Source organism: Pseudomonas sp. IT-P258 (assembly GCF_949767825.1).
GTDB classification, from domain to species: domain Bacteria; phylum Pseudomonadota; class Gammaproteobacteria; order Pseudomonadales; family Pseudomonadaceae; genus Aquipseudomonas; species Aquipseudomonas monachiensis.
The window spans coordinates 501,650-527,588 of sequence record NZ_CATKPU010000032.1; the positions used below are offsets into that span (position 1 = coordinate 501,650).

The window sequence follows — 25,939 nt, forward strand, 5'->3', positions numbered from 1 at the left end:
AAAGCAGCTTGCGCAATGCAGTTGGGTTTTGATCGCCAACACTTCACCCTGCCAAGGGTTGGCATTTTTCTTGGATTGAATAAGGGCATGCCCGTCGTGCGTCAGACGCTGTACGACAAATCCCGGGCCTGCGGTGAGTTCTTATTCGAATACGTGGTCAAAGGCCTTGTTACAGACCAATTCCATTTGGTGCGGGTAGTTGGAGGCTCCGACACCTGGGAATCGCATGAAGCCACCAGACCTCTCGACACCCTGTTCCTGCTCACCTCTGGTTAAGAATTGAGCAGTGCCGGGAATTCAGTGCGGGCGATTGTAGATATGTAACGTTTTATAAACCATGTCTCATCCCGAAATAATTTTTATCCGAACCGGCAACAATCATTAACCGTTTTCGCAAAAGTGGCGCATCTTATCGAAATTCATTCTCAACAAAAACACCAAAATAAGTAGGCCTTCCACCCACGGTTCAGACAGTATCCAGTCCCTCTTCTCTGCCCTTGACCTTGCCCAAGGCCCGATATGACGGGGGCTCCGGGCATTCGCCAGAGCCTGTTAAAACTGCCTGTTCGTGCCTGCAATGGAAAAAACCGCCCGCCTGCAAAACAACCCGATTTCGTTACGTTTCCATGTACCAATCCGGCCTCCTCGAACGCCCTGCGACACCGACTCTGTGACAACATGTCGCACATGTGTCGCACCCTTGATTGCCGCCCGTCACGGTCTTTTTACCCGGCCTCTGAAATGTGCTCTGCACGACAAAAAAAGCCCCGGCCCTCTCTTCGAGGACCGGGGCTTTTTTTGTCCGACAATGCGTGGCGGCAGATAAACTCAGCGCAGCGCTTTGCGGTTACGCGAGGTCAGCAACGGCACCAGCACCACGATCAGCACGAAGGCGACCAGCGCCCACTGCGCCAGCGACAGGCCGAGGATCGGCGGGTATGGCGTGGAGCAGAAACCGTCGACCTGGAAACCCAGCGGGAAGATCTTCGCCAGCGGCAAGTCATCGACAATCGGTTGCAACACATCGATGCCACAGCTGACCGCCGGATAAAACTGCGTATAGACGTGATGCCCGGCAACGCCTGCGCCTGCCACAGCACAGATCACCACCAGGGTTTCAAACACCGTGATGCTGCGACGGCCGCGCATGGCCGCGCCGATGAAGGCAAAGATCGCGATCAGCAGCAACGCGTAACGTTGCAGGATGCACAGCGGGCAAGGGGCCTCGCCCAGAACAATTTGCATGTACAGCGCACCGCCGATCAGCGCCAGGCAAATGATGCCCAGCAACACCAGATAGCGCCGTTCACGGCCCAACCGCATGGATTCATCGCTCATCGCGTTTCCCTTCAAGATATCGATTGCCCGCCAGTCTACACGCTGGCCTGATCTTTGAGAGCTGGCGCGTAGCAAGGGGGATGTCGCAGGGAATAGACGACAGGACGGTTAAGGAGGGATTAACTTTTAACCAGAAAGATCAAAAGATCGCAGCCTCCGGCAGCTCCTACATCGGAATGGATTGCATCCTGTAGGAGCTGCCGAAGGCTGCGATCTTTATTAGGGGTTACTCCAGCGCCGCTGCCGGCCCGAAGAACTCGTAACGGCTCTGCTTCTCCGGCACCCCCAAGGCTTTCAGGTGGCGTTTGACGGCCGACATGAAACCTTTCGGCCCCAGGAAGTAGGCATCCAGATCACGCTGCTCCGGCAGCCAAGCATTCAACTGCTGCTGGCTCAACAAACCGACCTTGTGCGCTGCCGGGCTCACGCCGTCATCTTCGGCGTAGCAGTAGAAGCGCTTGAGTTGCGGGTGACGCTCGGCCAGGCCGTCGATCCAGTCGCGGAAGGCATGGACGCTGCCGTTGCGCGCGCAGTGGATGAAATGCACCGGCCGCCGGGTTTCCAGCGCCGCTTCGAGCATTGCCAGGGTCGGGGTGATGCCGACGCCACCGCTGATCAGCACCAGTGGCTTGTCGCTGGCCGTCAGGACGAAATCGCCCGATGGCGGGAACAACTCGATGCTGGCGCCAACCTGCAACTGGTCGTGCAGGAAGCTGGAAGCGCGGCCACCGTCCTCACGTTTGACGCTGATGCGGTACTGGCCTTTGTTTGCCAGCGCCGACAGCGAGTAGTTACGACGGATCTCTTCACCGTCGAGGATCAGTTTCATGCCGATGTACTGGCCGGGTTCTGCCAGCAGGATAGGACCTTTATCCGCGGGCTCGAAGTAGAACGAAGTGATCTCGGCGCTCTCCTGGACTTTGCCTGCCACGATGAATTCCCGCGCCCCGCGCCAGCCGCCCGGTGCCTGTTCCTTCTGGTCATAGATGCTGGTTTCGGCACCGATCAGGATGTCCGCCAACTGGCCGTAGGCCGCGCCCCAGGCCGCGATCACCTCCGGGGTGGCGATCTCTTCGCCCAATACCTCGGCGATGGCCCGCAGCAGGCAGCTGCCGACAATCGGATAGTGCTCAGGCAGGATCTGCAGGGCCACGTGCTTGTTGATGATCTTGGCCACCAGGTCGCCCAACTGGTCGAGCTGGTCGATATGGCGCGCATACATCAATACGCCGTTGGCCAACGCACGCGGCTGATCACCGCTGGCCTGGTGGGCCTGGTTGAACAGCGGGCGGACTTCCGGGTATTCGGAGAGCATCATGCGGTAGAAGTGCGTGATCAGCGCCTCACCACCGCTTTCAAGCAGCGGCACGGTGGATTTGACGATGGCACGGTCTTGAGCGCTCAGCATAAGGTGACTCCTGATCTTCTTGGGTTGCTAACGGATTACCCTATGCGTATCAGCTTTCGTGCCAACTATTTAATCCTTATAAATCAATACTTTAATAACTTAATAGTCATTTAGACACTGCCTGCTTTATAGTCATACCGACTACACGGAGTCACTATGACTGCAAAATCACTGCTCACCGCCCTGCTGCCCCTGGTCTCCGACCTGTCCCGCGAACTGCCCGAAGGTGAGCGTTATCGACGCTTGCTGGAAGCCATGCGCGCCCTGCTCCCGTGCGATGCCGCCGCCCTGCTGCGCCTTGATGGTGAATGGCTGGTGCCGCTGGCCGTCGACGGCTTGAGTACCGACACCCTCGGCCGGCGCTTCAAGGTCAGCGAGCATCCGCGCTTCGAAGCGCTGCTCAGCGGCCCCGGCCCGACCCGTTTCGCTGCCGACAGCAACTTGCCTGACCCCTATGACGGCCTGGTCGATGGCCTGGATGATCATCTGGAAGTCCACGACTGCATGGGTTGCCCGCTGTTCATCGACGAGCGCCCCTGGGGTCTGCTGACCCTCGATGCCCTCGACCCGGAGCGCTTCGAACCGATCGAACTGGATGCCCTGCAAGCCTTCGCCAGCCTTGCAGCGGCCACGGTCAACGCCGCCGAGCGCATCGAGCGGTTGAACAACCGGGTCGAAGATGAACATCAACGCGCCGAGGTCTACCGCCAGGCCAGCGGCCAGCAGAATCGCGAAATGATCGGCCAGAGCAAGGCCCACAAGCGTCTGGTCGAAGAAATCAGCCTGGTGGGCGGTAGCGACCTGACCGTGTTGATCACCGGCGAAACCGGGGTCGGCAAGGAGTTGGTGGCCCAGGCCATCCATGCGGCCTCGCCCCGCGCCGACAAACCGATCATCAGCCTCAACTGTGCCGCGTTGCCCGACACATTGGTGGAGAGCGAGTTGTTCGGCCATGTTCGCGGCGCCTTTACCGGGGCAATGAACGACCGCCGCGGCAAATTCGAACTGGCCAATGGCGGCACGCTGTTCCTCGATGAAGTCGGTGAGTTGTCGCTGACCGTGCAGGCCAAGTTGTTGCGAGTGCTGCAGAGCGGCCAGTTGCAGCGACTGGGTTCGGACCAGGAGCATCAGGTCGACGTGCGCCTGATCGCGGCGACCAACCGTGACCTCGCCGAAGAAGTGCGCAGCGGCCGTTACCGCGCCGACTTCTACCATCGCCTCAGCGTTTATCCACTGCTGGTGCCGGCCCTGCGCGATCGCGGGCGCGATGTACTGTTGCTCAGCGGTTACTTCCTGGAGCAGAACCGCTCACGCATGGGCCTCAACAGCCTTCGCCTGACCAGCGACGCCCAGGCCGCGCTATTGGCCTACGACTGGCCCGGCAACGTGCGCGAGCTTGAACATTTGATCGGCCGCAGCGCCTTGAAGGCCCTGGGCAATTGCAAGGAACGGCCGAAAATTCTCAGCTTGAGCGCCGCCGACCTGGACTTGCCCAACGCCAGCGTTGAAACCGCTGCCGAGCAACCCGTCGCTACCCTCACGCAAGCGGTGACCGGCGACTTGCGCGAAGCCACCGAGCATTATCAGCGTCAATTGATCGGTGCCTGCCTGGAGCGGCACAACAACAACTGGGCAAGCGCGGCCCGTGAGCTGGGCCTGGATCGGGCGAACCTGGGGCGGATGGCCAAAAGACTCGGCATGAAGTGAGCATCCTGTGGCGAGGGAGCTTGCTCCCGCTGGAGTGCGAAGCGCTCCCAGATCCGGCAGTGCACAGTTTCAGGCAAGACGATTTTGCGACTGCTGCGCAGCCGAGCGGGAGCAAGCTCCCTCGCCACAAAGGTCCACCATTTGGTCCGAGATAGGTATTGACCCTAAAGCCTGCCCCCGACAAGTCGATAACCCGGCATCGAAGTCATTGGCGATCCCTGGATTGCCCGTCACCTTTTTCCAGAGAAGGTTCCTATGTCCTCCACCAAAGCCCGCGCAGACTCACTTTCGCTTCTGCTGTTTACCCTGCGCAGCGGCAAGCTGATGGCAATCAACCTGCTCAAGGTCAGTGAAATCATCCCGTGCCCGCCGCTGACCAAACTGCCGGAGTCGCACCCCCACGTCAAAGGCATCGCCAGCCTGCGCGGCGCCTCGCTGTCGGTGATCGACCTCAGTCGTGCCATTGGCGAGCGTCCGCTGGAAGACCCGAACGGCGGCTGCCTGATCGTCACCGACGTCAGCCGCTCCAAGCAGGGCCTGCATGTGCAGGCCGTGAGCAAGATCGTCCACTGCCTGACCACCGACATCCGCCCTCCACCCTTCGGCTCCGGTGGATTGCGCGCCTACATCACCGGCGTAACGTCAGTCGATGGCACCCTGGTGCAAGTGCTGGACATCGAAAAAGTCATCCACGGCATCGCCCCGGCACAAATCGAAATGGCGCCGACCGAACTGAGCATGGAAGACGCCGAACTGCTCGGCAACGCGCGCATCCTGGTGGTTGACGACAGCCAGGTCGCCTTGCAGCAATCGGTGCACACCCTGCGTAACCTTGGCCTGCAATGCCATACCGCCCGCAGCGCCAAGGAAGCCATCGACTGCCTGCTGGACCTGCAAGGCACAGCGCAACAGATCAACCTGATCGTCTCGGACATCGAGATGTCGGAGATGGACGGCTACGCCTTCACCCGCACCCTGCGGGAAACCCCGGATTTCGCGCATCTTTATGTACTGCTGCACACCTCGCTGGACAGTGCGATGAACGCCGAAAAAGCACGACTGGCAGGAGCGAACGCGGTGCTGACCAAATTCTCTTCGCCGGAATTGACCCAGTGCCTGATTACCGCGGCCAAGGCTGTCGCCGAACAGGGTTATTGAGTGTTGAACGAAGAATTCTGCTGGCTGATGCGGCGCGACCTCTCTTTAATCGTGCCGCCCCCCGCTTGGCCAGCCGGCCTGCAATTGAGCGAGTACCGCCCCGAACTGGGCGCCGCCGTGCACCGATTGATGGAGTTCGGTTATCTCGACGGCGGTGGTCGCGTAGCCGCGCTGGAGATGTGGCAACGGCAGTTCGAAACCGATCCGGAATACGACCCGGCCCTGTGCTTCATTGCCCTGGATGCTGGGGAAGTGGTGGGTGTTTGCCAGTGCTGGACCAGTGCCTATATCAAGAACCTGGTGGTGCATCCGCGGTTTCAGGGCCGGGGGTTGGGGCGTGCACTGTTGTTGCAGGCGTTCAAGGTGTTCCAGCAGCGGCGTGAAGGCTTCGTGGATCTGAAGGTACGTGAAGACAACCTTCGGGCGCGGCGCTTGTATGAAAGCGTCGGGATGCGCGCGGTTCGCCGGGAACCGATACCGCTCTGACACGACGCCATCGCGAGCAGGCTCGCTCCCACAGGGGACTGCATTCCAAATGTGGGAGCGGGCTTGCTCGCGAAGATGGCAGATCAGGCACCGCAGAGATAAAGACTCAGCGCTTACCCATCGACCGACGAGTCCCCGGTGGGGCCATGCCCGGCGTCTTGGTGTGGCCGTTCTTGGCGCCGTTCTTGTACCACGGCTGGTTGGAGCCCTTGGCAGCTGCCAGCTCACCCGGCTTGAACGGGAATCTGAAGGCCGGGATCTCGGCTTTGGTTTCGCTATCGGCGCTGGAGTCGACGCTGTCTGGCAGCTCGGCCTGCACGTCGCTCATGGCGTCGGCGACTGGCGGTTGTTTCGGGGAAGTCATGAAAGCTCCGGGTGGTGCATGAAGTGTCGGGCCCGGTGAGTGAGCCGCATGCCACAGTATAAGAAGTGCGGCAGTATAACTGGATGGAGCTCGGCAAGCTGCAAGCTTGCATTGACCGCCTGACGACTCGCACAAATCCCGTGAAGAATGTTAGCGTGCTCATCATTCTTCACCGCCCGACGAGCCCGCCCTCCATGAAAAAGACCGTCCTTGCATTCAGCCGCGTCACTCCACAAATGGTTGAACGCCTGCAACAAGACTTCGACGTCATCGTGCCTAATCCGAAAAACGGCGACATCAATGCCCAGTTCAACGAAGCCCTGCCCCATGCTCATGGCTTGATTGGTGTAGGCCGAAAACTCGGTCGTGCGCAGTTGGAGAACGCCGCCAGCCTGGAAGTGGTATCCAGCGTCTCGGTGGGCTACGACAACTATGACCTGGACTACTTCAACGAACGCGGGATCATGCTGACCAACACGCCGGATGTGCTCACCGAAAGCACCGCCGACCTGGCGTTTGCCCTGTTGATGAGCAGCGCCCGTCGCGTCGCCGAACTTGACGCCTGGACCAAGGCCGGGCAATGGCAGGCCACTGTCGGCGCACAGCTGTTCGGTTGCGATGTGCACGGCAAGACCCTGGGTATCGTCGGCATGGGCAATATCGGTGCGGCCATCGCCCGACGCGGTCGCCTGGGTTTCAACATGCCGGTCATCTATAGCGGCAACAGCCGCAAGACCGAACTGGAACAGGAACTCGGCGCACAGTACCGCAGCCTCGATCAATTGCTGGCCGAAGCCGATTTCGTCTGCCTGGTGGTGCCGCTCAGCGAGAAAACCAAGCATCTGATCAGCCACAGAGAACTGACGCTGATGAAGCCGAGTGCCATTCTGGTGAACATTTCCCGCGGTCCGGTGGTAGATGAACCGGCGCTGATCGAAGCGCTGCAAAACAACCGCATTCGTGGTGCCGGGCTGGACGTATACGAAAAAGAACCACTGGCCGAGTCGCCGCTGTTCCAGCTGAAAAACACCGTGACCTTGCCGCACATCGGCTCGGCCACCCATGAGACCCGCGATGCCATGGCCAACCGTGCCCTGGCCAACTTGCGCAGTGCCTTGCTGGGTGAACGGCCGCAGGATCTGGTCAATCCGCAGGTGTGGAAAGTCTGATTAAACAATGGCACGCCATAATCGGCGTGCCACTTTATATACATACTGGAATCATCTCCCTCAAACAATTTACCGTCCAGCTCATATAAAAAGCGACATAACCTGCAAACCACTCTTCACCCCCACACCCTCTAAACCCCTATAAACTCCGAAAGACAAAAACGCATCAATCGTACATTCGGAGAGTATCCTGCATGAGCTATTTCACCACTGCCAGCTTAGTAAGGCGGAGCAAATTAATAGTTGTCTTCATGGCGGCATTATTCGGTACAACAACCCTTATCAACAACATTACCGACTACACTGCATACGCCGAGTATATCGGGCGAATCATCAGCATGAGCGACACCGTCGGCAATGACTCCCGCCGTTACCGAGCTATAAGCTCAACCCTGTTTCACCACCGTTTTTACTGGGCACTGATAACACTAGAGACCATATTCACATGCAGCTTCATAGTTGGAGTTTATCAGCTCTACCGCAAACTCGGCGCACCACACGGCGAGTTCAACGAAGCCAAAAAATTTTCCATAGTAGGCTTTATTACAGCCATTTTTGCGTATCAGATTTTCTACATCATCATACTAAACGAATGGTTTGACTTAGAGTATTCCAAACAGGCCAACGCCTTTGAATGGGCACAAACCCACATTCAATACATGTTCTTCGGTATTATTTATCTGTTGGCGGTAAAGGATACCTGAATAGTTTCAGGCCAGCTTGCCGGCCATCGGAGCGGCACTTGCCTTGGACTTGCGAAACACCAGCACATTACCCAACATGACCATCACCAGCCCCGCCAGTGCCGGAGCGGTCCACTGGTAACCCTCGGCGAACGCCGAGACATTTAGCGCCACCACCGGGAACAGCACAGTGCAGTAGGCAGCACGTTCCGGCCCCATGCGCCCGACCAGCGTCAGGTAAGCGGTGAACCCGATCACCGATCCCGGAATCACCAGGTACAACAGTGACCCGATGTAACGCGTGCTCATCTCCATGTCGAAGGGAATGCCTTTGACCAGGCACCACACGGTTAGCATCGCCGCCCCGTAAGCCATGCCCCAGGCATTGGTGGTCAGCGGCTTGAGACCGGCCTTCTGTTGCAGGCTCGAAAGCATGTTGCCCGCCGAGAAACACAAGGTGCCGCAAAGGGCCAGACCGAGACCGAGCAAGGTTTCCGCACTGGCGGTATGCCCAGCCAGTTCCGGCCAGAACAGCAAGCCCAGCCCCAGCAGGCCCAACGCACCGCCCATCAGCACATTGCGGGCGATTTTCTGACCGAAGAACACCCGCGCGTTGAGGGCATTCCACAGGGTGGCGGTGGAAAACACCACGGCCACCAGACCGCTGGGGATCCACTGGCTCGCGGTGAGGAAGCACATGAAGTTGACGCAGAACAGGCACAAGCCTTGAGCCAGGCAGATCAGGTGCCCGCGACGGTTCATCACTTGCAGGCGTCGGCTGAGCAGCAGGATCACGAACAGCACCAGCGCGGCGAGGCCGAAGCGATAGACGATCGACACGGGAATGGCCACCACGCCCAGTTGCCATTTCAAGGCAATCCAGGTGGTCCCCCAGATCAACACGGTCAGCAGGTACAAAGAAAGGTTCATGACTAAGGCTCCTCGATATGAGCCCAGTCTCCGGCGCCACGCCTGGGCGCACTTGCATAAACTTGCGCTTTTGTCTGGCGACAGGCTGGCAGGCACGCGTCTACGGAGTAGGATGCAAGGCGTTGGAGAGAACCCATATGGCCGCACTGGACAACCTGCAAGTCTTTCAAGCCCTCAACCGTTCGCCGAATGCTCGCCTTGAGCACAGCGCCGAGCTCGGTGACGGCTTGTCCGCAGCCTTGTGGAGCAATCACCACGACGCCCAGGAATACGAAGCGCCCAGCCATCACACGTTGTCCTGTTACATCGCCGGCGGCACCGGCACCTTTCGCCGTGACCAGCCCGGTAACAAGGGTGGTCCGGACAAACTGTGCATCCTCCCGGCCGATCACCAGTCAGGCTGGGTGATCAACGGCGATATTCGCCTGGCGCACCTGTATTTCAGCCCCGAACAATTTGCCCTCGGCTGCATCACCTTGCTCGATCGCGAGCCACGGGAAATGCAGCTGCGCGAGCAGACTTTTCTTGATGATCCTCAGCAGGCGCTACGCTTTCGGCAGTTGATCACCTTGAACTGGGATGAGCCGGGCGAGCGCCTGCTCACCAGCAGCCTGGCTCACGAACTGCTCAGCCATGCCCTGCTCAGCCAGGTCAACGTACGCCAGGGCTTGCGCCTTAAAGGCGGCTTGGCCGCGCATCAGCGTCGGTATCTGGTGGAGTTCATCGACAGCCATCTGGACGAGGCCATCAGCCTCGGTCAATTGGCGGCGTTGTGCGCGTTGTCCGAGTACCACTTTGCGCGGATGTTCCGCGAAAGCTTCGGCTTGCCACCCCACCAGTACGTGCTGGCGCGGCGCCTTGACCGGGCGCGGGAGTTGCTGCGCACGACCTCGCAGCCACTGGGGGAGATTGCACTGGCTTGCGGCTTTTCCAGTGCCAGCCATTTCACCAATCGCTTTCGCCAGTCACTTGGCGGGACGCCCGGTGAGTATCGGCAGGCGTTTTTGCGCTAGATCCGGGATCTTCAGCGCCTTTCAGGCCGCCATCGCGAGCAGGCTCGCTCCCACCTTTGGACTGCTTTTCCCTGTGGGAGCGAGCCGGCTCCGGGCGGCGTTCCGACGAAAAACGATGACGCGGCCTGTCGTCAGAACTCCAAGGTGCTCGACAACGTCACCTGCCGCGAATCCCCCATCGAAACAAAGAACCGGCTCGCCGCCGAGGTGTAGTAGGTGCGGTCGAACAGGTTCTTCACGTTGAGCTGAAACTTGACCTTCTGCCCTTCGATTTTGGTGTCGTAAGTGGCGAACGCATCGGCCACGGTGTAGCTCGGCAGGTCAAAATCGTTCACCGCATTGCCCGCGCGCTCACCCACATAACGCGCCCCGGCGCCAACCCGAAGCTGATCGCCGCCAATGACGCTGCCGAAGTCATAGACAGCCGACAACGAGCCGCTGTTCTTCGCCACGTTCTGTAACTGATTGCCTTTGTAAACCGGGTCTTCGGTAACCTCGGCATCGGTGTAGGCGTAGCTGCCGATCATGCTCCAACGATCCGTCAGTTGACCGCTCAGATCCACTTCCAGGCCACGGGAACGCACTTCACCAGCGGCACTGTAAATCGTGGTCGGACCTTCGGCATTGGCCACCAGCACATTGCGTTTCTTGATGTCGAACAGCGCGATGTTGCCGGTGACGCGGCCCGGCAGATCAAGCTTGGCACCCAGCTCCCAGGACTTGGCTTCTTCCGGCGCCATACCGCCGTCCAGCACGGTACTGCTGCCGCTCAATGGCGCAATGGTGGAGTTGGGTTTGAACGATTCGGTGTAGCTGCCGTAGAACGACAAGGCATCGGTGTACTTGTACACGAGGCCCGCGCGCGGTACCCATTTCTGCCCGTTGCTGTCGGTGTTGGCGTGGAACGGCACGCCTTTGCCGGCGTATTGGTCGTACGCCTGGAAACGCGCACCGGCCACCAGAATCCACTTATCGGTGAGGTGGATGGAGTCTTGCAGGAACACCGAATCGCTGCGCAATTCATCGGTCTGCGCGCTGTCGGCCGCACTGACAGTGGTGCCTGCCACTTCCCGACCATAGACCGGGTTGACGTAACTGAATGTGGTCAGGCTTTTCTGGCGGATCAGGTCTTCGCGGTAGATCTTGCGATACTCGTCATCGACGCCGAACAGCAGGTCGTGCTGCATGCCAAGCACGTTCACGTTGCCTTCGAGGCTCGCAGTGGTGAACCGGTCGGTGCTGATCGCATTCTGGGTGCCATCCATGCTGCGGGTCAGAGTGCCTTTTTTAGTGTCGATGGCGGTCACGCGCACCTGGCTCGCATCGTAGGTTTCGCGGTTCCAGCTGTAGCCGAAATGGGCTTTCCAGTTGTCGTTGAGTTCGTGATCGGCCTGGAAGTGATAGAGATCCGAACGCCCTTCCATGTTGTTGAACGGTTCGTCGAGACGCTCGTTGCGCGAGATGTCCAGCGGATGGTTGGTCCGTGGATCGATCAGCGTGCCGCGGTCGAACGGTGTGAGGAATTCGCGGTGCTCATAGGAGAACAGCAGCGTGGTGCTTTCGCCATACCAGGCCAGGGAAGGCGCGATCAGGCTCTCGCGATGCACACCAAAGTTGCGCCAGTAATCTTCATCTTCGTAGTCCAGAACCATCCGGTAGGCCAGTCCGGAATCGCCGAGGGCTCCGGTGCTGTCGAGACCGCCGCCGCTGCCGTTCTTGCCGTCGCCATAACTCGAACCGCGCGCGGTCAGTGCGTTGTACTGCTCAAGCTCGGGCTTCTTGCTGACCATATTGACCACGCCGCCCGGATCCTGGATGCCATAGAGCAACGAGGCCGGCCCCTTGAGCACTTCGACCCGGTCCACGCTGGCGTTGAGGCCACGGCCCTGCACGATCGGCATGCCGTCGCGCATGATCGAGCCGTTACGGTTGTCGCCGAAGCCGCGGACCATCACCGAGTCCTGGGTGCTGCCCAAGGTGTTGGCCTGGGTGATGCCGCTGACATTGGCCAGGGCGTCATCGAGATTACGCGGCGCCTGGTCGCGGATGACCTGGGCCGGGACGACATTGATGGTCTGCGGGATTTCCTGAACCGGGGCCGAGGAGCGCATCACCGAAGAGGTCGGTGGCGGCTGATAGCTCATGGAGTCATCCATCACCGAGGTGATGGTGGTCGCGCCCAGGTTCAACGCACCTTCAGTCGGCCGTGGTTCCAGTGCAATGGTGTGGCCGTCGGTGCGACGGAAGGTCAAACCCGAACCGGTGAGCAGACGTTGCAAAGCCTGTTCGGCGCTCATCTGGCCATTGATGGCCGGCGCATTGAGACCGTACGGCGCTTCATCGGTGTAGACGACGCTGATGCCGGTCACTCGGCTGAAATCACTCAGGGCCTGGGGCAACGGTTTGGCGGCCAGTGCGAAATTGAATTGCCCACGGGACTGACTGCTGCCAGCCTCTGCGGCCAGCGCCACGCTCGGCGCCAACAACGCCATTGCCAAAAAGCTCAACGCCGACACACCCAACCATTGTTTGATCGACCCCGATTTTGCCCTGGACTTCATGACTCATGACCTGTGTAGAACCGCAACGGATGCGAATGACTCGCAGTTTCAGTCACTACACGAATGGCAATCGGGTTTACCTCAGCAAAAAAATGAAAATATTTTTACATTGAGTTATTGGGTGCCTGTTCGCGATGGGGCCAATCGATTCAACGCAAAATAATCAGATGCCCCATAACCTGATGCTGCTCAAACCCCAACACTCCCTGCAACGAACCCAACACCGCCTGCGGGTTCCTGCTCGGAAAGCTGCCACTGACCCGGCGCATCGCCAGTTCATCGTTGAGTATCAAGATCCGCCCGGGGTAATAGCGCGCCAAATCCCGCACCACATCGGCCAGCGTCGCCTTGTAGTAATTGAGCCAGCCCTGGCGCCAGGCCAACTGCGCTTCGCCGTCCACCGCGTGGAGCGTTTGCGCCGCGCCGTCGCCATAGGCCACTTGCTGGCCGGCGGTAAGAATTTGCTGTTCGGCGTTTTGGTCCGCCGTCACGCCCACTCGGCCGGACAGCACCGTGACCTGTGCACCGTGGGGCTGCAAACGGACTTCGAACTGCGTCCCCAGGACCCGCGCCTGACCTTTTTCCGCGTCGACCACAAAGGGTTCCCCCGTATGCGTCACGCTGAAAAAACCGGTGCCACGACGCAGTTGCACATGTCGCTCCCCGCGACTGAAATCCACGGCGATGGCGCTGTCGGCATCCAATGTCACCTGTGACTGATCGGCCAGGGTGACGGTGCGGATTTCTCCCGGTGCGGAGACGTAATCCGCCCCCAGGTCATCGATCCAGCGCATCGGCTGCCAGCCTGTGCCGAGACTGATCATCAACAGCAGACATGCGGCCATCGCCAACACACCGGACCAGCGCCCAACCGTGCTGTGCCGCGGCTTGTCCATGGCGTTGAGATACCCCTGCAAGGCAAAAGCGTCTTCATTGGCAAGTGTTCGCGCCGGCCCTTCGCTCAACTCCCACAGGACCTGCGCCCGGGCATAGGCCTCGGCATGGGCGGGGTCGGCCTGCAACCATTGGCTGAACTTCACTTGGTCACCCCTGCCGGGCTGGTCATGTAACAGGCTCAGCCAGCCCAGCGCGGCCTGCTCCTGCGCAGGTGTCGGAACGACGCGTTCGAAGTGGTTCACGGTGCTTTCCCTGGCGTACGCGGATCGGGCTCCCGAAGGCTGGCCTTGCAGGCTTCGAGGGCGCGCATCATATGTTTTTCCACGGCACTTTGGGACAAGCCCATGGCCTTGGCGATCTCGGCGTATTTGCGGCCGTGAATGCGATTGAGCAAGAAGATCTGCCGCGTGCGCTCCGGCAAGGCGCGCAACGCGGCTTCGACGTTGCGCAAATCGTTGCCCGCCTCCAGTGCCGCTTGCGGTCCGCTGCCATCGCCGTCCGTTGGTTCCACCATCAAGCCTTCGCTGGCCCGGCCCCGCGTGCCTTCACTGCGCAAATGGTCGATGGCGATGTTGCCGGCACAGCGCAACAGGTAGGTGCTGAGTTCCTCGACTTGCACCAGCGGCCGCTTCCAGAAACGCAGGAACAAATCCTGTACCAGGTCAGCCGCCGTCGCCCGGCAACCGACACGCCGACTCACCAGTGCTTCCATTTGCGAACGCTGGGAGAGAAACACCTGGAGAAAATGCGCACGGTCGCCACGCTGTTGATCGTGCTCGATATCGTGGGGGTCGGGGGGCAGAGTGATCATCGTTCATGTTTCGACCTGAAAACCGGTGAGGCCACGACAGCGTCAGGGGGCCGGCAAGGCCGCGATAATAATGATAAATATTCTCACATGCAAAAGGATCGGATGTAGCCCTCTATATACGCGCGTTGATTGCAGCGCAAACCTGGCTGTCCCACAGCCAGTCAATGACCATGGAATCCAAAAGCCACCGAAAACAAAACGGGCCTGCAATGCAGGCCCGTTTTCATGGAAAGGTAAAAAAGTGAATCAGGTGTCAGCCGTTAAGCGCTGCCTGTTCGTTCTCAAGAAACTCTTCTTCCAGCAGATGGTCGGCATGGGCAGCGCTCTCGATGGGCACCACATTGGCTCGTTTTCCGCGTAATTTGCCGAACATATGCTCCAGCGCATGTTCAAGTTTGGTGGCCGCTCCGTCGATCGCCTGCTCCATGATGGAGGCTTTATGGGTGACGGAAACCGGTTGATGGCCTTTTGGCCGCGCCTCCAGCTGGCAGCGCATGTCGTGGGGACCCGGCTTGTCGCCGTTCTCGTCCCGCAGGTGGACCTCGACTCGTGTCAGGTCCTCTTCGTAGCGTTCGAGCGTGCTCTCAATGGTCGTACGTACCCACTCCTCCAGTCGTTTACTGCCTTGAATATGGTTATCGCTATTGACTTGGATTTGCATAGTTCATCCCTTATTTCAGCTAGCTCGCGAGAGGCCGGTCAGCTAAGCCCTTGGGCGTCATCACCGTGACCTCTTACTTACACAATCGGTCTGTACGCTGAACAATTCAACCCCTGAAAAAAGATAAATATTCATACGCAAAAAAAGCCGGACAACGAGCAAAAGCGCTGTTACTGTCGGGAGTCGGGTCGCCCTGCTTACCCGCCAAAATTTCTCACATCTGCTGCTCCCCCAGCGGGTGCAGGCTGCGAAAAGCACCCGCCTCCTCCACCAACCAATCGTGCACCGCACGCACACCCGGATGGCTCAACGCCCCCGGTGCGTAAAGCAGCATGTAGCGCTTGTGATTGGGCACCGCCAGGCCAAACGGCACGATCAAGGCTCCACGCTCCAACTCATCATTGAGCAAGGTTCGGCGCGCAATCGCCACGCCCATCCCGGCGATGGCCGCTTCGATGGTCAGGTGATTGCGATTGAAGGTATGGCCACGTCGCACATCCGCGCCCTCGAAGCCGATGGCATTGAGGTAAAACTCCCATTCCGCGTACTCATAGCTGCCGCGCCAGGCGGTGATGTCGTGCAGCAAGGGAAAGTGCATCAGGTCTGCCGGACCGTGCAGCGGCGGACGACCACGCAACAGGCTCGGCGCGCACACCGGAAAAATCTGTTCATCGAGCAAGGCTGTGGATAACAGGCCCGGATAACTGCCGTCATTGAGGTCGATCGCCAGGTCGAAGTCGCCTTCATGCAACGGCACGCTGCTGTCCTCGGCCACCAGGCGCAACTGAATGTCCGGAAAGCGCTGCTGCAAGCGCGGCAGGCGCGGCGTCAGCCATTTGCTCAGGAACGACGGAATCGAACGCACCCGCAGGATCCCGCTGATCATGCCCGCATCCAGTCGCCGCAATTCCGCGTCGATGCTGCCAAAGGCCTCGTTGACGGTAATGGCCAGGCGCTGGCCTTCTGCGCTCAGCTCCACCCCGCGGGCGCGACGGTGAAACAGGCGAAAGCCCAGGCGTTCTTCCAGCTGGCGGATCTGCTGGCTGACCGCTCCCGGTGTGATGTGCAGCTCTTCGGCGCACCGGGTGAACGACAGGTGCCGCGCGGCACAGGCAAACACGTTCAGCCAGACATACGTCTGGGCGTGTAATTGACGGCTCATCGTTTAGTCCTGCTAAAGGATGTCTTAGGAATTTTCGTTGGTCACGCAGGATCGTGACAGGCAGTATCGCCCAAATTGCGCTTGTCCTACAGAAATGGCAGCGATTTTCCTTCCATTACATGTACAGGCTTTAGCATGGCTATCAGTGTTTTCGATCTCTTCAAAGTCGGCATCGGCCCGTCCAGTTCCCATACCGTCGGTCCGATGCGCGCTGCCGCAACCTTTGCCCAAGCGCTGCTCAATCAGGGTTTTCTGGCTGACGTGCGACGCGTGGAAATTCGCCTTTACGGTTCTCTGTCGGCGACCGGTGTCGGCCACGCAACGGACCGCGCCTGCGTCATGGGCCTGATGGGCGAATGGCCCGACCGCATCGATCCGACCACCATCGACAGCCGCATTCACACCCTGCGCGAAACCGGCAAATTGTGCCTGGCAGGCGTAACGGAAATTGCCTTCGACTGGCAACGCGACCTCCTGCTGCTAAACGAAAGCCTGCCTTACCACCCCAACGCCATGTCCCTGGCAGCCGTCGGTGAAACCGGCGAACTGTTCGAGCAGACCTACTACTCGGTGGGTGGCGGTTTCATCATCGAAGCGGCCGAAGCCGAATCCGGGATCGCACCGGCCGGTGATGTGGTGCTGCCTTACGATTTCTCCAGCGCCGCCGAACTGCTCAAGCTGTGCAACCAGCACGGGCTGCGGGTGAGCGAACTGATGATGGCCAACGAACGGGCCTGGCGCAGTGACGCAAACATTCGCCAGGGCTTGCTGCATATCTGGTCGGTGATGCGCGAATGCGTCGAACAGGGCTTGCGCCACGAAGGCATCTTGCCCGGCGGTCTGAATGTGCCGCGTCGAGCGGCGAAACTGCATCGCAGCCTGCAGGAAATCGGCAAGCCGAATGTCATTACGTCCACCTTGTCGGCAATGGAATGGGTCAACCTGTACGCCCTGGCCGTGAACGAGGAAAACGCCGCCGGCGGGCGCATGGTCACGGCACCGACCAACGGCGCGGCGGGGATCATTCCGGCAGTGCTGCACTACTACATGAAGTTCAATGCCGATGCGTCTGACGATGACGTGGTCTCGTTCTTTTTGGGCGCAGCTGCGGTCGGCATCCTGTGCAAGAAAAACGCATCGATCTCCGGGGCTGAAGTCGGCTGCCAGGGTGAAGTCGGCTCCGCCTGCGCCATGGCCGCCGCCGGCCTGGCAGAGGTGCTTGGCGCCACCCCGGAGCAGTTGGAGAACGCCGCCGAAATCGGTCTGGAACACAACCTCGGTCTTACCTGCGACCCGGTTGGCGGACTGGTGCAAGTGCCGTGCATCGAGCGCAACGCGATCGCCGCCGTGAAGGCCATCAACGCCACGCAAATGGCCCTGCGCGGCGATGGCCAGCACTTCATCTCCCTGGACCGGGTGATCCGTACCATGCGCGACACCGGGGCCGACATGCACGACAAATACAAAGAGACGTCACGGGGCGGCCTGGCGGTGAACTGGGTGGAATGTTGACCATTTTGGTTGCACGCCAGCCGTTATTGCCCTGAAACGGGCAGGCAAAGGCAGACAAAAACCAGCGGGCCTCAGTGCCCGCCTTTTTGTTACCGGTTTTTTTGTCCGACAATTTTCCGGCATGGGCCTTGCTACTTCCCTGCTGGAACAATGATGGCGAGATGGCCGGTGGTCAGGCATTGCGAACCAACCCGATCACGGCCGGTCAACAACTGCACGTTCAATCAGGCGGTGACGCATCATGGACAACCCTTTTCAGCTCATTACCGATGCCTTTGCAGCGGATTACCAGATCAACCTGAGCATTCAGGGCCTGGATGGCAGCATCATGCTGACCCTGTCCAACAGTGGCCGCGTAGTCGCAAAACGCATGATCAGCGCCGAACAACGCAATGATCCCGAGCGCCTGAAACGACTGGTGCAAAGCATCCAGTTCGGCATTGCCATCGAGCAGGGCCACAGCGCCGTGGCCATCCTCGAATCCATGACCGATGGCGGCACGCGCAGCCTGCCGCCGCCATCAGCCAATGGCCGTCCCCGACCCGCCATGGGGCTTTAAAGCTCGCCCTTTTCTACTTCCGGATGTTCACTGGAGCCCGCACCGGTCTTGCGATGTGGGTTCTCGATCTTCACCGAAGGAAATTGCGACGAAGCGTACCGCACCACCAAAATCGCAAACGCCAGCAGCAGAATCCCGCCGCACAGGTAGATGATCCCCAGGTCCGGCGGGTTGTGGTGCGAAACGTTGGAAATCAGCAGCCGCGTCAGCGCGGTGATCGCCACGTAGATCAGGAAGCGCACGGGCATGTGGTTGGTCTTGAAGTAAATCCCGACCATCGCCCCCAGTTCCAGGTAGATGAACAGCAGCAAGATGTCATCGATCTTGATGTGCCCTTCTTCGATCATCCCGAGAAATTCCATTACCGCCGCCCACGCGGTCACCGCACCAATGGCGAACAACGCCAGGTAGTGAAAGGTTTCGACGAACAGATTGCCCAGGGACTCGGCCAGTTCATGCACGTTCTGCCGCAGTTTTTCGGCCCAGTTGATTTTCACGATGCTGCTTCCTTAGGTCGATTCGACCGGATGATGCGGGTTGGACGTGACGGTTTTCCTGCATGCAGAAAAAAGGCCAGCCCATGATGGCGAGCCGCTCTGGATTACGCGCCGTGGCGTTTGGTCGCACCAGCGCACGCCTTGCCTGACAAATCCCGAATCCGGTCTACATTAAAAAGCCACTACCCAAAAGACAGGGTTTCGCTTATCCTTTAGCTGTATATAGATACAGTAGTCGAAATCGACAACCAATGTGAAGGCATGTGAGGTGGTGAATGGCCGTCGAAGTGGTATACCGCAGCAGCCGAGATCTGGAGCGCTTGTTCATGGATAAAGCCGAAGCTGACCGTCATGACAAAATGCTCGAACTGGCCGAATTGCTGGCTGAAGTGTTACAGAAAGCCGTTCCGTCCCTGACCGAGCAGCAAGTGGAAGAAGCCGGGATTTACATGGCGAAAAATCGCGACGTATTCGCCAAGGCGTTCAAGAGCCAGCCGGATGCCCTGTCCGAACTGCTCAGCGCGCCGGTTGAAGTCGCACAACCTGTTGCAGAGGTTGAGGCCGCTGAGCCTGTCACCCCGGCCAAGCCTGCCAAGGCCCCCAAAGCCGCCAAGTAGGCAAAGCCCGAATTGAACAGGCCCTGAGTCGAATGACCCAGGGCCTTTTTCATGCCCGTTACAAAAAAGATCGCCCGAGCTTCTATCGGTACAACACTTTCTCCGCCAACTCGTCGGCCACCCGTGCGGGGGAGCGTTTTTCCGCCTGGGCGTGGGCGAACACTTCGGTCAGGCGCGAACTGATTTTCGACAGGTGTGCGGTGATGGTCGGCAGCTCTTCGCCGCGGTGCTTGAGCGACACGTAAATCAGCCCACCGGCGTTGATCACGTAATCAGGCGCATACAGGATGCCCCGGCGTTCCAGTTGGTCGGCGACATCCAGATGTGTCAGCTGATTGTTCGCCGAACCGGCCACCGCCGAGCATCGCAACTGCGTCACGGTATGGCTGTTGAGTACTCCGCCCAGTCCGCAGGGCGCGAGGATGTCGCAAGGTGTACTGAGCAGCGCGTCGTTGGCAATCGGGTGGGCGCCGAGTTGCTCCATGGCCAATTGCACCTTGCCATGATCGATGTCGCTGACCAGCAGTTCGGCACCGGCGGCGTGCAGCTGTTCGGCCAATGCATACCCGACATTGCCCAGGCCCTGGATGGCAACGCGCAGGCCTTCGAGGTTGTCACTGCCGAGCCGGGCCATGGCGGTGCTGCGGATACCGGTGAACACGCCCATCGCCGCGTGGGGCGCTGGGTCACCCGCCGAAGTGGTGCTGGTGACGTGCTGGGTTTGCTGGGCGATGCAATCCATGTCCGCCACTGAGGTGCCGCTGTCGATGGCGGTGATGTAGCGGCCCTCGAGCTGTTCTATGCAGCGTCCGAAGGCTTCGAACAATGCCGCGCGGTTTTCCACATGGGCCGGGCGCACGATCACCGCCACGCCGCCGCCCTGGGCCAGGCCAGCCAGCGCAGCCTTGTAGCTCATGCCCTGGGCCAGGCGCACAGCATCCTCGACCGCCGATTCGTCGTTAGGGTAGGCAAGGTAACGACAACCGCCCAGGGCAGGCCCCAGCCGGCTGTTATGAATGGCAATGACCGCCTTCAACCCGGTGACCGAGTCAACGCTCAGATGCAGCGATTCAAGGCGAGTGCTTTGCATGAGAGCGAACATCGTAAGGCTCCCGAATCACTTCTTGTAGACGCCAGTATAGGCTTGCGCCCAAAAATTGCAGAAGCGCACCGGAATAAGCACGGTCCCGATGCAGACTTTCGGAAATATCCTGAGGTCGCCCTTTTACAGCACTGGACGAACGCCGGAGAGGGGGCTAAAACGAGGCATTGCCCGGAGATTTTGATGACCCCGCGCCAATCGTTCTTCGCCTGCCTGCAACGTTCACCGCCCGCGCTGTTCGAGGCGGCACTGTGGATTGCGGCCGAGCACGACAGCGAGGTGCAGCCGCAAGCACTGTTGGCCGATTTTCAGGAGCTACAACAACGGGTCAGTGGCGGCTTGCCGATGCTGCCGGTCAGTGAGCTGGCCCAGCCGCTGCTGCGGCGCTTGAATGACCTTGGCTTCGCCCAGGACGACTTCACCCCCTTGCGCCCGCAAGTGGCACTGCTGGACAAAGTACTGGAGCGCCGACGAGGGCAACCCTTGACGCTGGGGCTGATTGCGCTGGAGTTGGCCAGGGGCCTGGAGATTCCCATGGTCGGGGTCAACTTCCCCGGGCATTTCCTGCTGCGGGTGCCGGGCGCCGATCATTTGCTCGACCCCTGCGGTGGCCGTCGCCTTTATCCGAACGATTGTCGGGAACTGCTGCAGCGCCAGTATGGCCCGAACATGAAGCTCAACGCCGATCACCTGACAACCGCCGAGCCGGTGCAGATGCTGCAACGGTTGTCGCGCAACCTGCGCCAGTTGTACCTGTCCCACGACGATTTCATCAATGCCTTGATCGACGCCGAGCGCGTCCTGGAACTGGGCAATGCCACTGCGGCCGACTATCTGGCCCGGGCCAGCCTGTACCAACGGCTGGACTGCCCGAACGCCGAGCGTTTTGACCTGGAGCATGCGTTGCTGCTCAGCGACGATCCGATCCAGCGGATTCGCCTGACGGAACGGCTGGGGCATTTGCCGCCGAATTCCATCGTCCATTAAAAGCAAAAGATCGCAGCCTGCGGCAGCTCCTACGAGGATCGGGGTAGGAGCTGCCGCGGGCTGCGATCTTTTAATCCTGCTTCTGACTTAAGGCGTATCTGGCTGATTAGCCGGATGCGCCTTTATGAACGCCGGGTGCGTCGCCGCCAATGCCGCCACTCGCCGAATCCGAGGGTAAGCCTCAAGAGAAACATTGAACCGCTCGGCCGCGTACAACTGCGGGATCAGGTAGACGTCCGCCACCCCAGGCTCGGGGCCGAAGCAGTAACCGTCATCACCGATCAACTGCTCCACCGTCGACAACCCCTGGCCGATCCAGTGACCGATCCACTCCACCACCTGCGGTTCATCGTGGCCCGACTGGCGTAGTTGATTGAGCACACTGACGTTGTGCAGCGGGTGCACATCGCAGCCGATCACTGCCGCTACGCCGCGCTCGTGAGCACGGGCAGCCAGGTCTTTGGACAGCAATGGCACCTGTGGATAACGTTCCTCCAGGTACTCGATGATCGCGGGAGACTGGATCAGCAAATCGCCTTCATCGGTGCGCAAGGCCGGCACGCGGCCCTGAGGGTTGATGCCCAGATAAGGAGGCTGTCGATGCTCGCCACCCTGCGGTGCGATCAGGTTGACCGGCAAGGATTGATAATCCAGGCCCTTGAGCGCCAACGCGATACGCACCCGGTACGAGGACGTCGAACGGTAGTAGGTATAGAGTTCCATGCCCCGCTCCTGTTAGCGCGCCGGCAGCACTTTGCCGCGGCATTCGCCGAAACCGATGGAAGCAAAACCGTCGCGGCGGCAACGGCCGCGCAGGATGATTTCGTCACCGTCCTCAAGGAATTTACGCACTTCGCCCGAGGCCAGTTCGATCGGCTTTTTACCGCCTTCGGTGATTTCCAGCAGGCTGCCGAACTGACCGTTCTGCGGCCCCGACAAGGTGCCCGAACCGAACAAGTCACCGGCCTGCAATTGGCAGCCGTTGACGCTGTGATGCGCGACCATTTGCGCCACGGTCCAGTACATGTGCCCGGTGTTGCTCAGGGTCAGGCGATGGGCTGGCAGGTTCTGTTCGCGCATGGCCTCGGTGAGCAGCAATACTTCCAGCTCGATGTCGAACGCGCCAGCAGCCTGATCGCGCTTGTCGAGCAGGTACGGCAGCGGCTGCGGATCGCCTTGGGGACGCGCAGGCTGGGCACGACGGAACGGCTCCAGCGCTTCGGCGGTGACCACCCACGGCGAGATGCTGGTGATGAAGCTTTTCGACAGGAACGGTCCCAGTGGTTGGTATTCCCAGGCCTGGATATCCCGTGCCGACCAGTCGTTGAGCAGGCAGAAACCGGCGATGTGATCAGCGGCGTCGCCAATGGCAATCGAGTCGCCCATGTCGTTGCCCTGGCCGATCCAGATACCCAGTTCCAGTTCGTAGTCCAGGCGCGCGCAAGGACCGAAGGTCGGCTCGGTTTGACCGGCCGGCAAGGTCTGGCCTTTCGGGCGACGTACGTCGGTACCGGACGGGCGAATGGTCGACGCACGACCGTGGTAGCCGATTGGCACGTACTTGTAGTTCGGCAGCAACGGGTTGTCGGGACGGAACAGTTTGCCGACGTTCTGCGCGTGCTCGATGCCGACGTAGAAGTCGGTGTAGTCGTTGATTTTCGCCGGCAGGTGCATCTGGCAATCCGCCGCCAGCGGCAGCAGTTTTGCGCCCTGGGCTTCAATCTTGCCGTGCAGGGTGCTGCCCTCGGCGAACAGTTCCAGCAAACGCTCGCGCAAGGCGACGCGAGCCTCGCGGCCCAGTTCGAAGAACGCATTCAGCTCGCCGCCACGGGTAGCCTCGACGGCAGTCTTCGCGGCGCCATCGAACAATCCGGCCTCAAGGGCTGCTTGCAGATCAAAGATATGCTCGCCAATGGCCACGCCACTGCGCGGTGCCGAGCCGTTGAGGCTGAACACGCCCAGTGGCAGGTTTTGCAGGGGGAAATCCGCGTGGCCGTTGGCGGATGCAACCCAGCTGCGTGTGATGGAAGTCTGCGTCATGGGTTATCTCCGGGTCGGGTCGAAAGTGGCGGGCAACGTAGCCCAGCAGGCGTCGTAAGTGTTTTGCAGTTGCGGGCAATCGAGGGCGAAACGGCTTGGGCGCAACACTTGGCTGGTCTCGAACATGAACGCCATGGTGTTGTCGATTTTCGCCGGCTTGAGGTCCGCGTTGATCGCTTTGGTGCACGTCTCGCCGTCGGGACCGTGGGCGCTCATGCAGCTGTGCAACGAAGCACCGCCCGGCACAAAGCCTTCGGCCTTGGCGTCGTACTCGCCCTGGATCAAACCCATGAATTCGTTCATCAGGTTGCGATGGAACCACGGCGGACGGAAGGTTTTCTCGGCCACCATCCAGCGTGGCGGGAAGATCACGAAGTCGAGGTTGGCCAGGCCGTGAACGCTGGTCGGCGAGGTCAGCACGGTGAAGATCGACGGATCGGGGTGATCGAAACTGACGGTGCCGATGGTGTTGAAACGGCGCAGGTCATATTTGTACGGCACATTGTTACCGTGCCAGGCGACCACGTTGAGTGGCGAATGATTGAGCTCGCAGGCCCACAACTCGCCGAGGAACTTCTGCACCAGCGTGGTGGGTTGTTGCAGGTTTTCGTAGGCCGCCACCGGGGTCAGGAAGTCCCGTGGATTGGCCAGGCCATTGCTGCCAATCGGTCCCAGGTCCGGCAGACGCAGCGGCGCGCCATGGTTTTCGGCGACGTAACCGCGGGCTTGCGGATCGAGCAATTCGATGCGGAATTTAAGGCCGCGTGGCAGTACGGCAATTTCCAGCGGTTCGAGTTCAAGCACGCCCAGTTCGGTGGCGATGCGCAGGCGCCCCAGTTCAGGTACCAGCAACATCTCGCCATCAGCATTGAAGAACACGCGCTCCATGGAACGGTTGGCGCGGTAGTTATAGATGCTGATCCCGGCCGGCTTTTCGGCGCCCGAGTTGGCGGCCATGCTCACCAGGCCGTCGATGAAATCGGTCGGCTCGGCAGGAATGTCCAGCGGGTTCCAGCGCAGACGGTTGGGGGTCACCTCACCCAGCGGGCCGCCCGCCAGTTGCCGGTCCAGCTTGACGAATGCCGGGTGATTGGCCGACGGCTGAATGCGATACATCCAGGTCCGCCGCGCTTCGCTGCGCGCCATGGTGAACGCCGTGCCGGAGAACAGTTCGGTGTAAAGACCGTACGGGGCTTTTTGCGGGGAGTTCTGGCCGACAGGCAGTGCGCCGGGCAACGCTTCGCTGCTGAATTCGTTGCCGAAGCCTGACTGGTAGGCCAGCGCTGGCATCGTTGAATCGGGGTTCATGGAGCCTCCTGAACAGGGAGTCGGCAGTGGCCGCTCGCTCTGTTGCAGAGGTCGAGGCACGCCCGGGTTGTTTTTATCGTAATTTGATTACGCATAACGTAATTTGATTGGTATTGACCGTCAAGCTATAAAGACGCCCATTCGTCCCGGGATCCCAGCCACCATGGAAAAAACCAGCGACAACAACGGTAAACAGAAAGTCCGCTCGGCCGAGGTTGGTACAGACATCCTCAAGGCTCTGGCCGAGTTGTCGCCTTCGACTTCGCTGTCGCGCCTGGCCGAACACGTGCAGATGCCGGCGAGCAAGGTTCACCGCTATTTGCAGGCCTTGATCGCCAGTGGATTCGCCGAACAGAACGCCGCCACCAACCATTACGGCCTGGGCCGCGAAGCCCTGCGCGTAGGGTTGGCGGCTCTCAACAGCATGGACGTGCTAAAAGTCGCCGCCCTGCCCCTGGCTGAACTGCGCGACGACTTGAACGAAACCTGTTTCCTGGCGGTATGGGGCAATCAGGGCGCAACCGTGGTGCATATCGAACCGGCGGTGCGTGCGGTGACGGTGGTGACACAACTGGGTTCGGTGTTGCCGTTGCTCAGTTCTTCGACGGGACTGGTGTTTGGCGCCTACCTGCCGAAACGCGAAACCGAGGATCTGCGCGTGCAGGAATTGCAGTCCCACGCAGCCCACGCGCTGGCAGACGATCAGGCCTATGCGGCCCAGTGCGAACAAATCCGCGCACGCGGTTTGCACCATGTACATGGTTTACTGCTGCCAGGGGTGGATGCCTTGTCGGCACCAGTGTTCAACGCGATGGGCAGAGTGGTTGCCGTGCTGACGGTGGTGGGGCCGACATCGTTGTTCCATGCCGATGAAAACGGTCCGGCGGCGCAGCGTCTGTTATCCGCCAGCCATGCGGTCAGCTGGCGCTTGGGTTTTGAACCCGCCGTATCCGCAACCTGATTGCGGCA

Annotated in this window: 25 protein-coding genes and 1 pseudogene; 12 read left to right on the forward strand and 14 right to left on the reverse strand. The window is 60.1% G+C overall.

Features of this window, described 5'->3' with window-relative positions; translation table 11 throughout:
• The first annotated feature begins 15 nt into the window (after positions 1–15).
• Positions 16–276, forward strand: coding sequence for a hypothetical protein (locus ACM6G4_RS14825; protein ID WP_056728477.1), 261 nt, complete (start codon positions 16–18; stop codon positions 274–276).
• A 552-nt stretch (positions 277–828) separates the two neighbouring features.
• Here ACM6G4_RS14825 and ACM6G4_RS14830 read toward each other — a convergent pair.
• Positions 829–1,338: a disulfide bond formation protein B gene (locus ACM6G4_RS14830; protein ID WP_056728475.1), complete on the reverse strand. Its 510-nt coding sequence runs from the start codon at positions 1,336–1,338 to the stop codon at positions 829–831.
• Between the two features lie 226 nt (positions 1,339–1,564).
• Positions 1,565–2,746, reverse strand: a complete 1,182-nt coding sequence (gene hmpA, locus ACM6G4_RS14835) for an NO-inducible flavohemoprotein (protein ID WP_414913994.1) — start codon at positions 2,744–2,746, stop codon at positions 1,565–1,567.
• A 156-nt stretch (positions 2,747–2,902) separates the two neighbouring features.
• Between hmpA and norR the strand changes: the two genes are divergently transcribed.
• From norR to ACM6G4_RS14850, 3 genes are all read left to right on the forward strand, one after another.
• Positions 2,903–4,453 (forward strand): nitric oxide reductase transcriptional regulator NorR, encoded by a 1,551-nt coding sequence (gene norR, locus ACM6G4_RS14840; protein WP_414913995.1) that lies wholly within the window; start codon positions 2,903–2,905, stop codon positions 4,451–4,453.
• 255 nt (positions 4,454–4,708) lie between these two features.
• Positions 4,709–5,611 (forward strand): chemotaxis protein CheV, encoded by a 903-nt coding sequence (locus ACM6G4_RS14845; RefSeq protein WP_056728469.1) that lies wholly within the window; start codon positions 4,709–4,711, stop codon positions 5,609–5,611.
• A 27-nt stretch (positions 5,612–5,638) separates the two neighbouring features.
• On the forward strand, positions 5,639–6,097 hold the full coding sequence (locus ACM6G4_RS14850; protein WP_414914037.1) for a GNAT family N-acetyltransferase: 459 nt from the start codon (positions 5,639–5,641) through the stop codon (positions 6,095–6,097).
• 106 nt (positions 6,098–6,203) lie between these two features.
• Here the strand turns inward: ACM6G4_RS14850 and ACM6G4_RS14855 are convergent, their stop codons facing one another.
• Positions 6,204–6,461, reverse strand: coding sequence for a hypothetical protein (locus ACM6G4_RS14855; RefSeq protein WP_414913996.1), 258 nt, complete (start codon positions 6,459–6,461; stop codon positions 6,204–6,206).
• A 194-nt stretch (positions 6,462–6,655) separates the two neighbouring features.
• On the opposite strand from ACM6G4_RS14855, the gene ACM6G4_RS14860 reads away from it, so the two are divergent.
• Together ACM6G4_RS14860 and ACM6G4_RS14865 are read left to right on the forward strand one after the other, a co-directional pair.
• Positions 6,656–7,630 (forward strand): 2-hydroxyacid dehydrogenase, encoded by a 975-nt coding sequence (locus ACM6G4_RS14860; RefSeq protein WP_414913997.1) that lies wholly within the window; start codon positions 6,656–6,658, stop codon positions 7,628–7,630.
• Between the two features lie 194 nt (positions 7,631–7,824).
• Positions 7,825–8,334, forward strand: coding sequence for a DUF2165 family protein (locus ACM6G4_RS14865; protein ID WP_414913998.1), 510 nt, complete (start codon positions 7,825–7,827; stop codon positions 8,332–8,334).
• Positions 8,335–8,340: 6 nt separating this feature from the next.
• Here ACM6G4_RS14865 and ACM6G4_RS14870 read toward each other — a convergent pair whose 3' ends face one another.
• Positions 8,341–9,243, reverse strand: a complete 903-nt coding sequence (locus ACM6G4_RS14870) for a DMT family transporter (protein ID WP_414913999.1) — start codon at positions 9,241–9,243, stop codon at positions 8,341–8,343.
• Between the two features lie 137 nt (positions 9,244–9,380).
• Between ACM6G4_RS14870 and ACM6G4_RS14875 the strand changes: the two genes are divergently transcribed.
• Complete coding sequence (locus ACM6G4_RS14875; RefSeq protein ID WP_414914000.1) at positions 9,381–10,256, forward strand: helix-turn-helix domain-containing protein; 876 nt, start codon at positions 9,381–9,383, stop codon at positions 10,254–10,256.
• 131 nt (positions 10,257–10,387) lie between these two features.
• Here the strand turns inward: ACM6G4_RS14875 and ACM6G4_RS14880 are convergent, their stop codons facing one another.
• The 5 genes from ACM6G4_RS14880 to ACM6G4_RS14900 all read right to left on the reverse strand — a co-directional run bounded on the left by ACM6G4_RS14880 (position 10,388) and on the right by ACM6G4_RS14900 (position 16,348).
• Complete coding sequence (locus ACM6G4_RS14880; RefSeq protein ID WP_414914001.1) at positions 10,388–12,817, reverse strand: TonB-dependent siderophore receptor; 2,430 nt, start codon at positions 12,815–12,817, stop codon at positions 10,388–10,390.
• Positions 12,818–12,966: 149 nt separating this feature from the next.
• Positions 12,967–13,956 carry a FecR family protein gene (locus ACM6G4_RS14885; RefSeq protein ID WP_414914002.1) on the reverse strand — a complete coding sequence of 330 codons (990 nt, stop codon included), beginning with the start codon at positions 13,954–13,956 and terminating at the stop codon, positions 12,967–12,969.
• Entirely contained in the window at positions 13,953–14,525 is a 573-nt protein-coding gene (locus ACM6G4_RS14890; RefSeq protein WP_414914003.1) for an RNA polymerase sigma factor, read from the reverse strand. Before ACM6G4_RS14890 ends, ACM6G4_RS14885 begins: the two co-directional genes overlap by 4 nt.
• A gap of 253 nt (positions 14,526–14,778) precedes the next feature.
• On the reverse strand, positions 14,779–15,186 hold the full coding sequence (locus ACM6G4_RS14895; RefSeq protein WP_414914004.1) for an HPF/RaiA family ribosome-associated protein: 408 nt from the start codon (positions 15,184–15,186) through the stop codon (positions 14,779–14,781).
• 214 nt (positions 15,187–15,400) lie between these two features.
• Positions 15,401–16,348, reverse strand: coding sequence for a LysR substrate-binding domain-containing protein (locus ACM6G4_RS14900; RefSeq protein ID WP_056728454.1), 948 nt, complete (start codon positions 16,346–16,348; stop codon positions 15,401–15,403).
• Positions 16,349–16,483: 135 nt separating this feature from the next.
• On the opposite strand from ACM6G4_RS14900, the gene ACM6G4_RS14905 reads away from it, so the two are divergent.
• Both ACM6G4_RS14905 and ACM6G4_RS14910 read left to right on the forward strand, forming a co-directional pair.
• Positions 16,484–17,860: an L-serine ammonia-lyase gene (locus ACM6G4_RS14905; protein WP_414914005.1), complete on the forward strand. Its 1,377-nt coding sequence runs from the start codon at positions 16,484–16,486 to the stop codon at positions 17,858–17,860.
• Between the two features lie 241 nt (positions 17,861–18,101).
• Positions 18,102–18,419 (forward strand): DUF3509 domain-containing protein, encoded by a 318-nt coding sequence (locus ACM6G4_RS14910; RefSeq protein ID WP_056728450.1) that lies wholly within the window; start codon positions 18,102–18,104, stop codon positions 18,417–18,419.
• Here the strand turns inward: ACM6G4_RS14910 and ACM6G4_RS14915 are convergent.
• A complete protein-coding gene (locus tag ACM6G4_RS14915) occupies positions 18,416–18,916 on the reverse strand; it encodes a phosphate-starvation-inducible protein PsiE (RefSeq protein ID WP_008000650.1) in 501 nt (166 codons plus the stop codon). The genes ACM6G4_RS14910 and ACM6G4_RS14915 overlap by 4 nt on opposite strands.
• A gap of 275 nt (positions 18,917–19,191) precedes the next feature.
• Here ACM6G4_RS14915 and ACM6G4_RS14920 point away from each other — a divergent pair.
• Positions 19,192–19,431: pseudogene (locus tag ACM6G4_RS14920) on the forward strand (YebG family protein); the annotation flags it as partial.
• A 184-nt stretch (positions 19,432–19,615) separates the two neighbouring features.
• On the opposite strand, the gene ACM6G4_RS14925 reads toward ACM6G4_RS14920, so the two are convergent.
• Positions 19,616–20,635 carry a Glu/Leu/Phe/Val dehydrogenase family protein gene (locus ACM6G4_RS14925; RefSeq protein WP_056728446.1) on the reverse strand — a complete coding sequence of 340 codons (1,020 nt, stop codon included), beginning with the start codon at positions 20,633–20,635 and terminating at the stop codon, positions 19,616–19,618.
• 183 nt (positions 20,636–20,818) lie between these two features.
• Between ACM6G4_RS14925 and ACM6G4_RS14930 the strand changes: the two genes are divergently transcribed.
• Entirely contained in the window at positions 20,819–21,622 is an 804-nt protein-coding gene (locus ACM6G4_RS14930) for a SirB1 family protein (protein WP_056728445.1), read from the forward strand.
• Positions 21,623–21,709: 87 nt separating this feature from the next.
• Here ACM6G4_RS14930 and maiA read toward each other — a convergent pair whose 3' ends face one another.
• Genes maiA through hmgA form a run of 3 tightly spaced genes read right to left on the reverse strand, consistent with a single transcriptional unit; the run spans position 21,710 to position 24,970 of the window.
• Positions 21,710–22,345: a maleylacetoacetate isomerase gene (maiA, locus tag ACM6G4_RS14935; RefSeq protein ID WP_414914006.1), complete on the reverse strand. Its 636-nt coding sequence runs from the start codon at positions 22,343–22,345 to the stop codon at positions 21,710–21,712.
• A gap of 12 nt (positions 22,346–22,357) precedes the next feature.
• Positions 22,358–23,662, reverse strand: coding sequence for a fumarylacetoacetase (gene fahA / locus ACM6G4_RS14940; RefSeq protein WP_414914007.1), 1,305 nt, complete (start codon positions 23,660–23,662; stop codon positions 22,358–22,360).
• 3 nt (positions 23,663–23,665) lie between these two features.
• Complete coding sequence (gene hmgA, locus ACM6G4_RS14945; protein ID WP_056728438.1) at positions 23,666–24,970, reverse strand: homogentisate 1,2-dioxygenase; 1,305 nt, start codon at positions 24,968–24,970, stop codon at positions 23,666–23,668.
• Positions 24,971–25,133: 163 nt separating this feature from the next.
• Here hmgA and ACM6G4_RS14950 point away from each other — a divergent pair, with 163 nt between their 5' ends.
• Positions 25,134–25,931, forward strand: a complete 798-nt coding sequence (locus ACM6G4_RS14950) for an IclR family transcriptional regulator (RefSeq protein ID WP_056728435.1) — start codon at positions 25,134–25,136, stop codon at positions 25,929–25,931.
• Positions 25,932–25,939 lie beyond the last annotated feature (8 nt).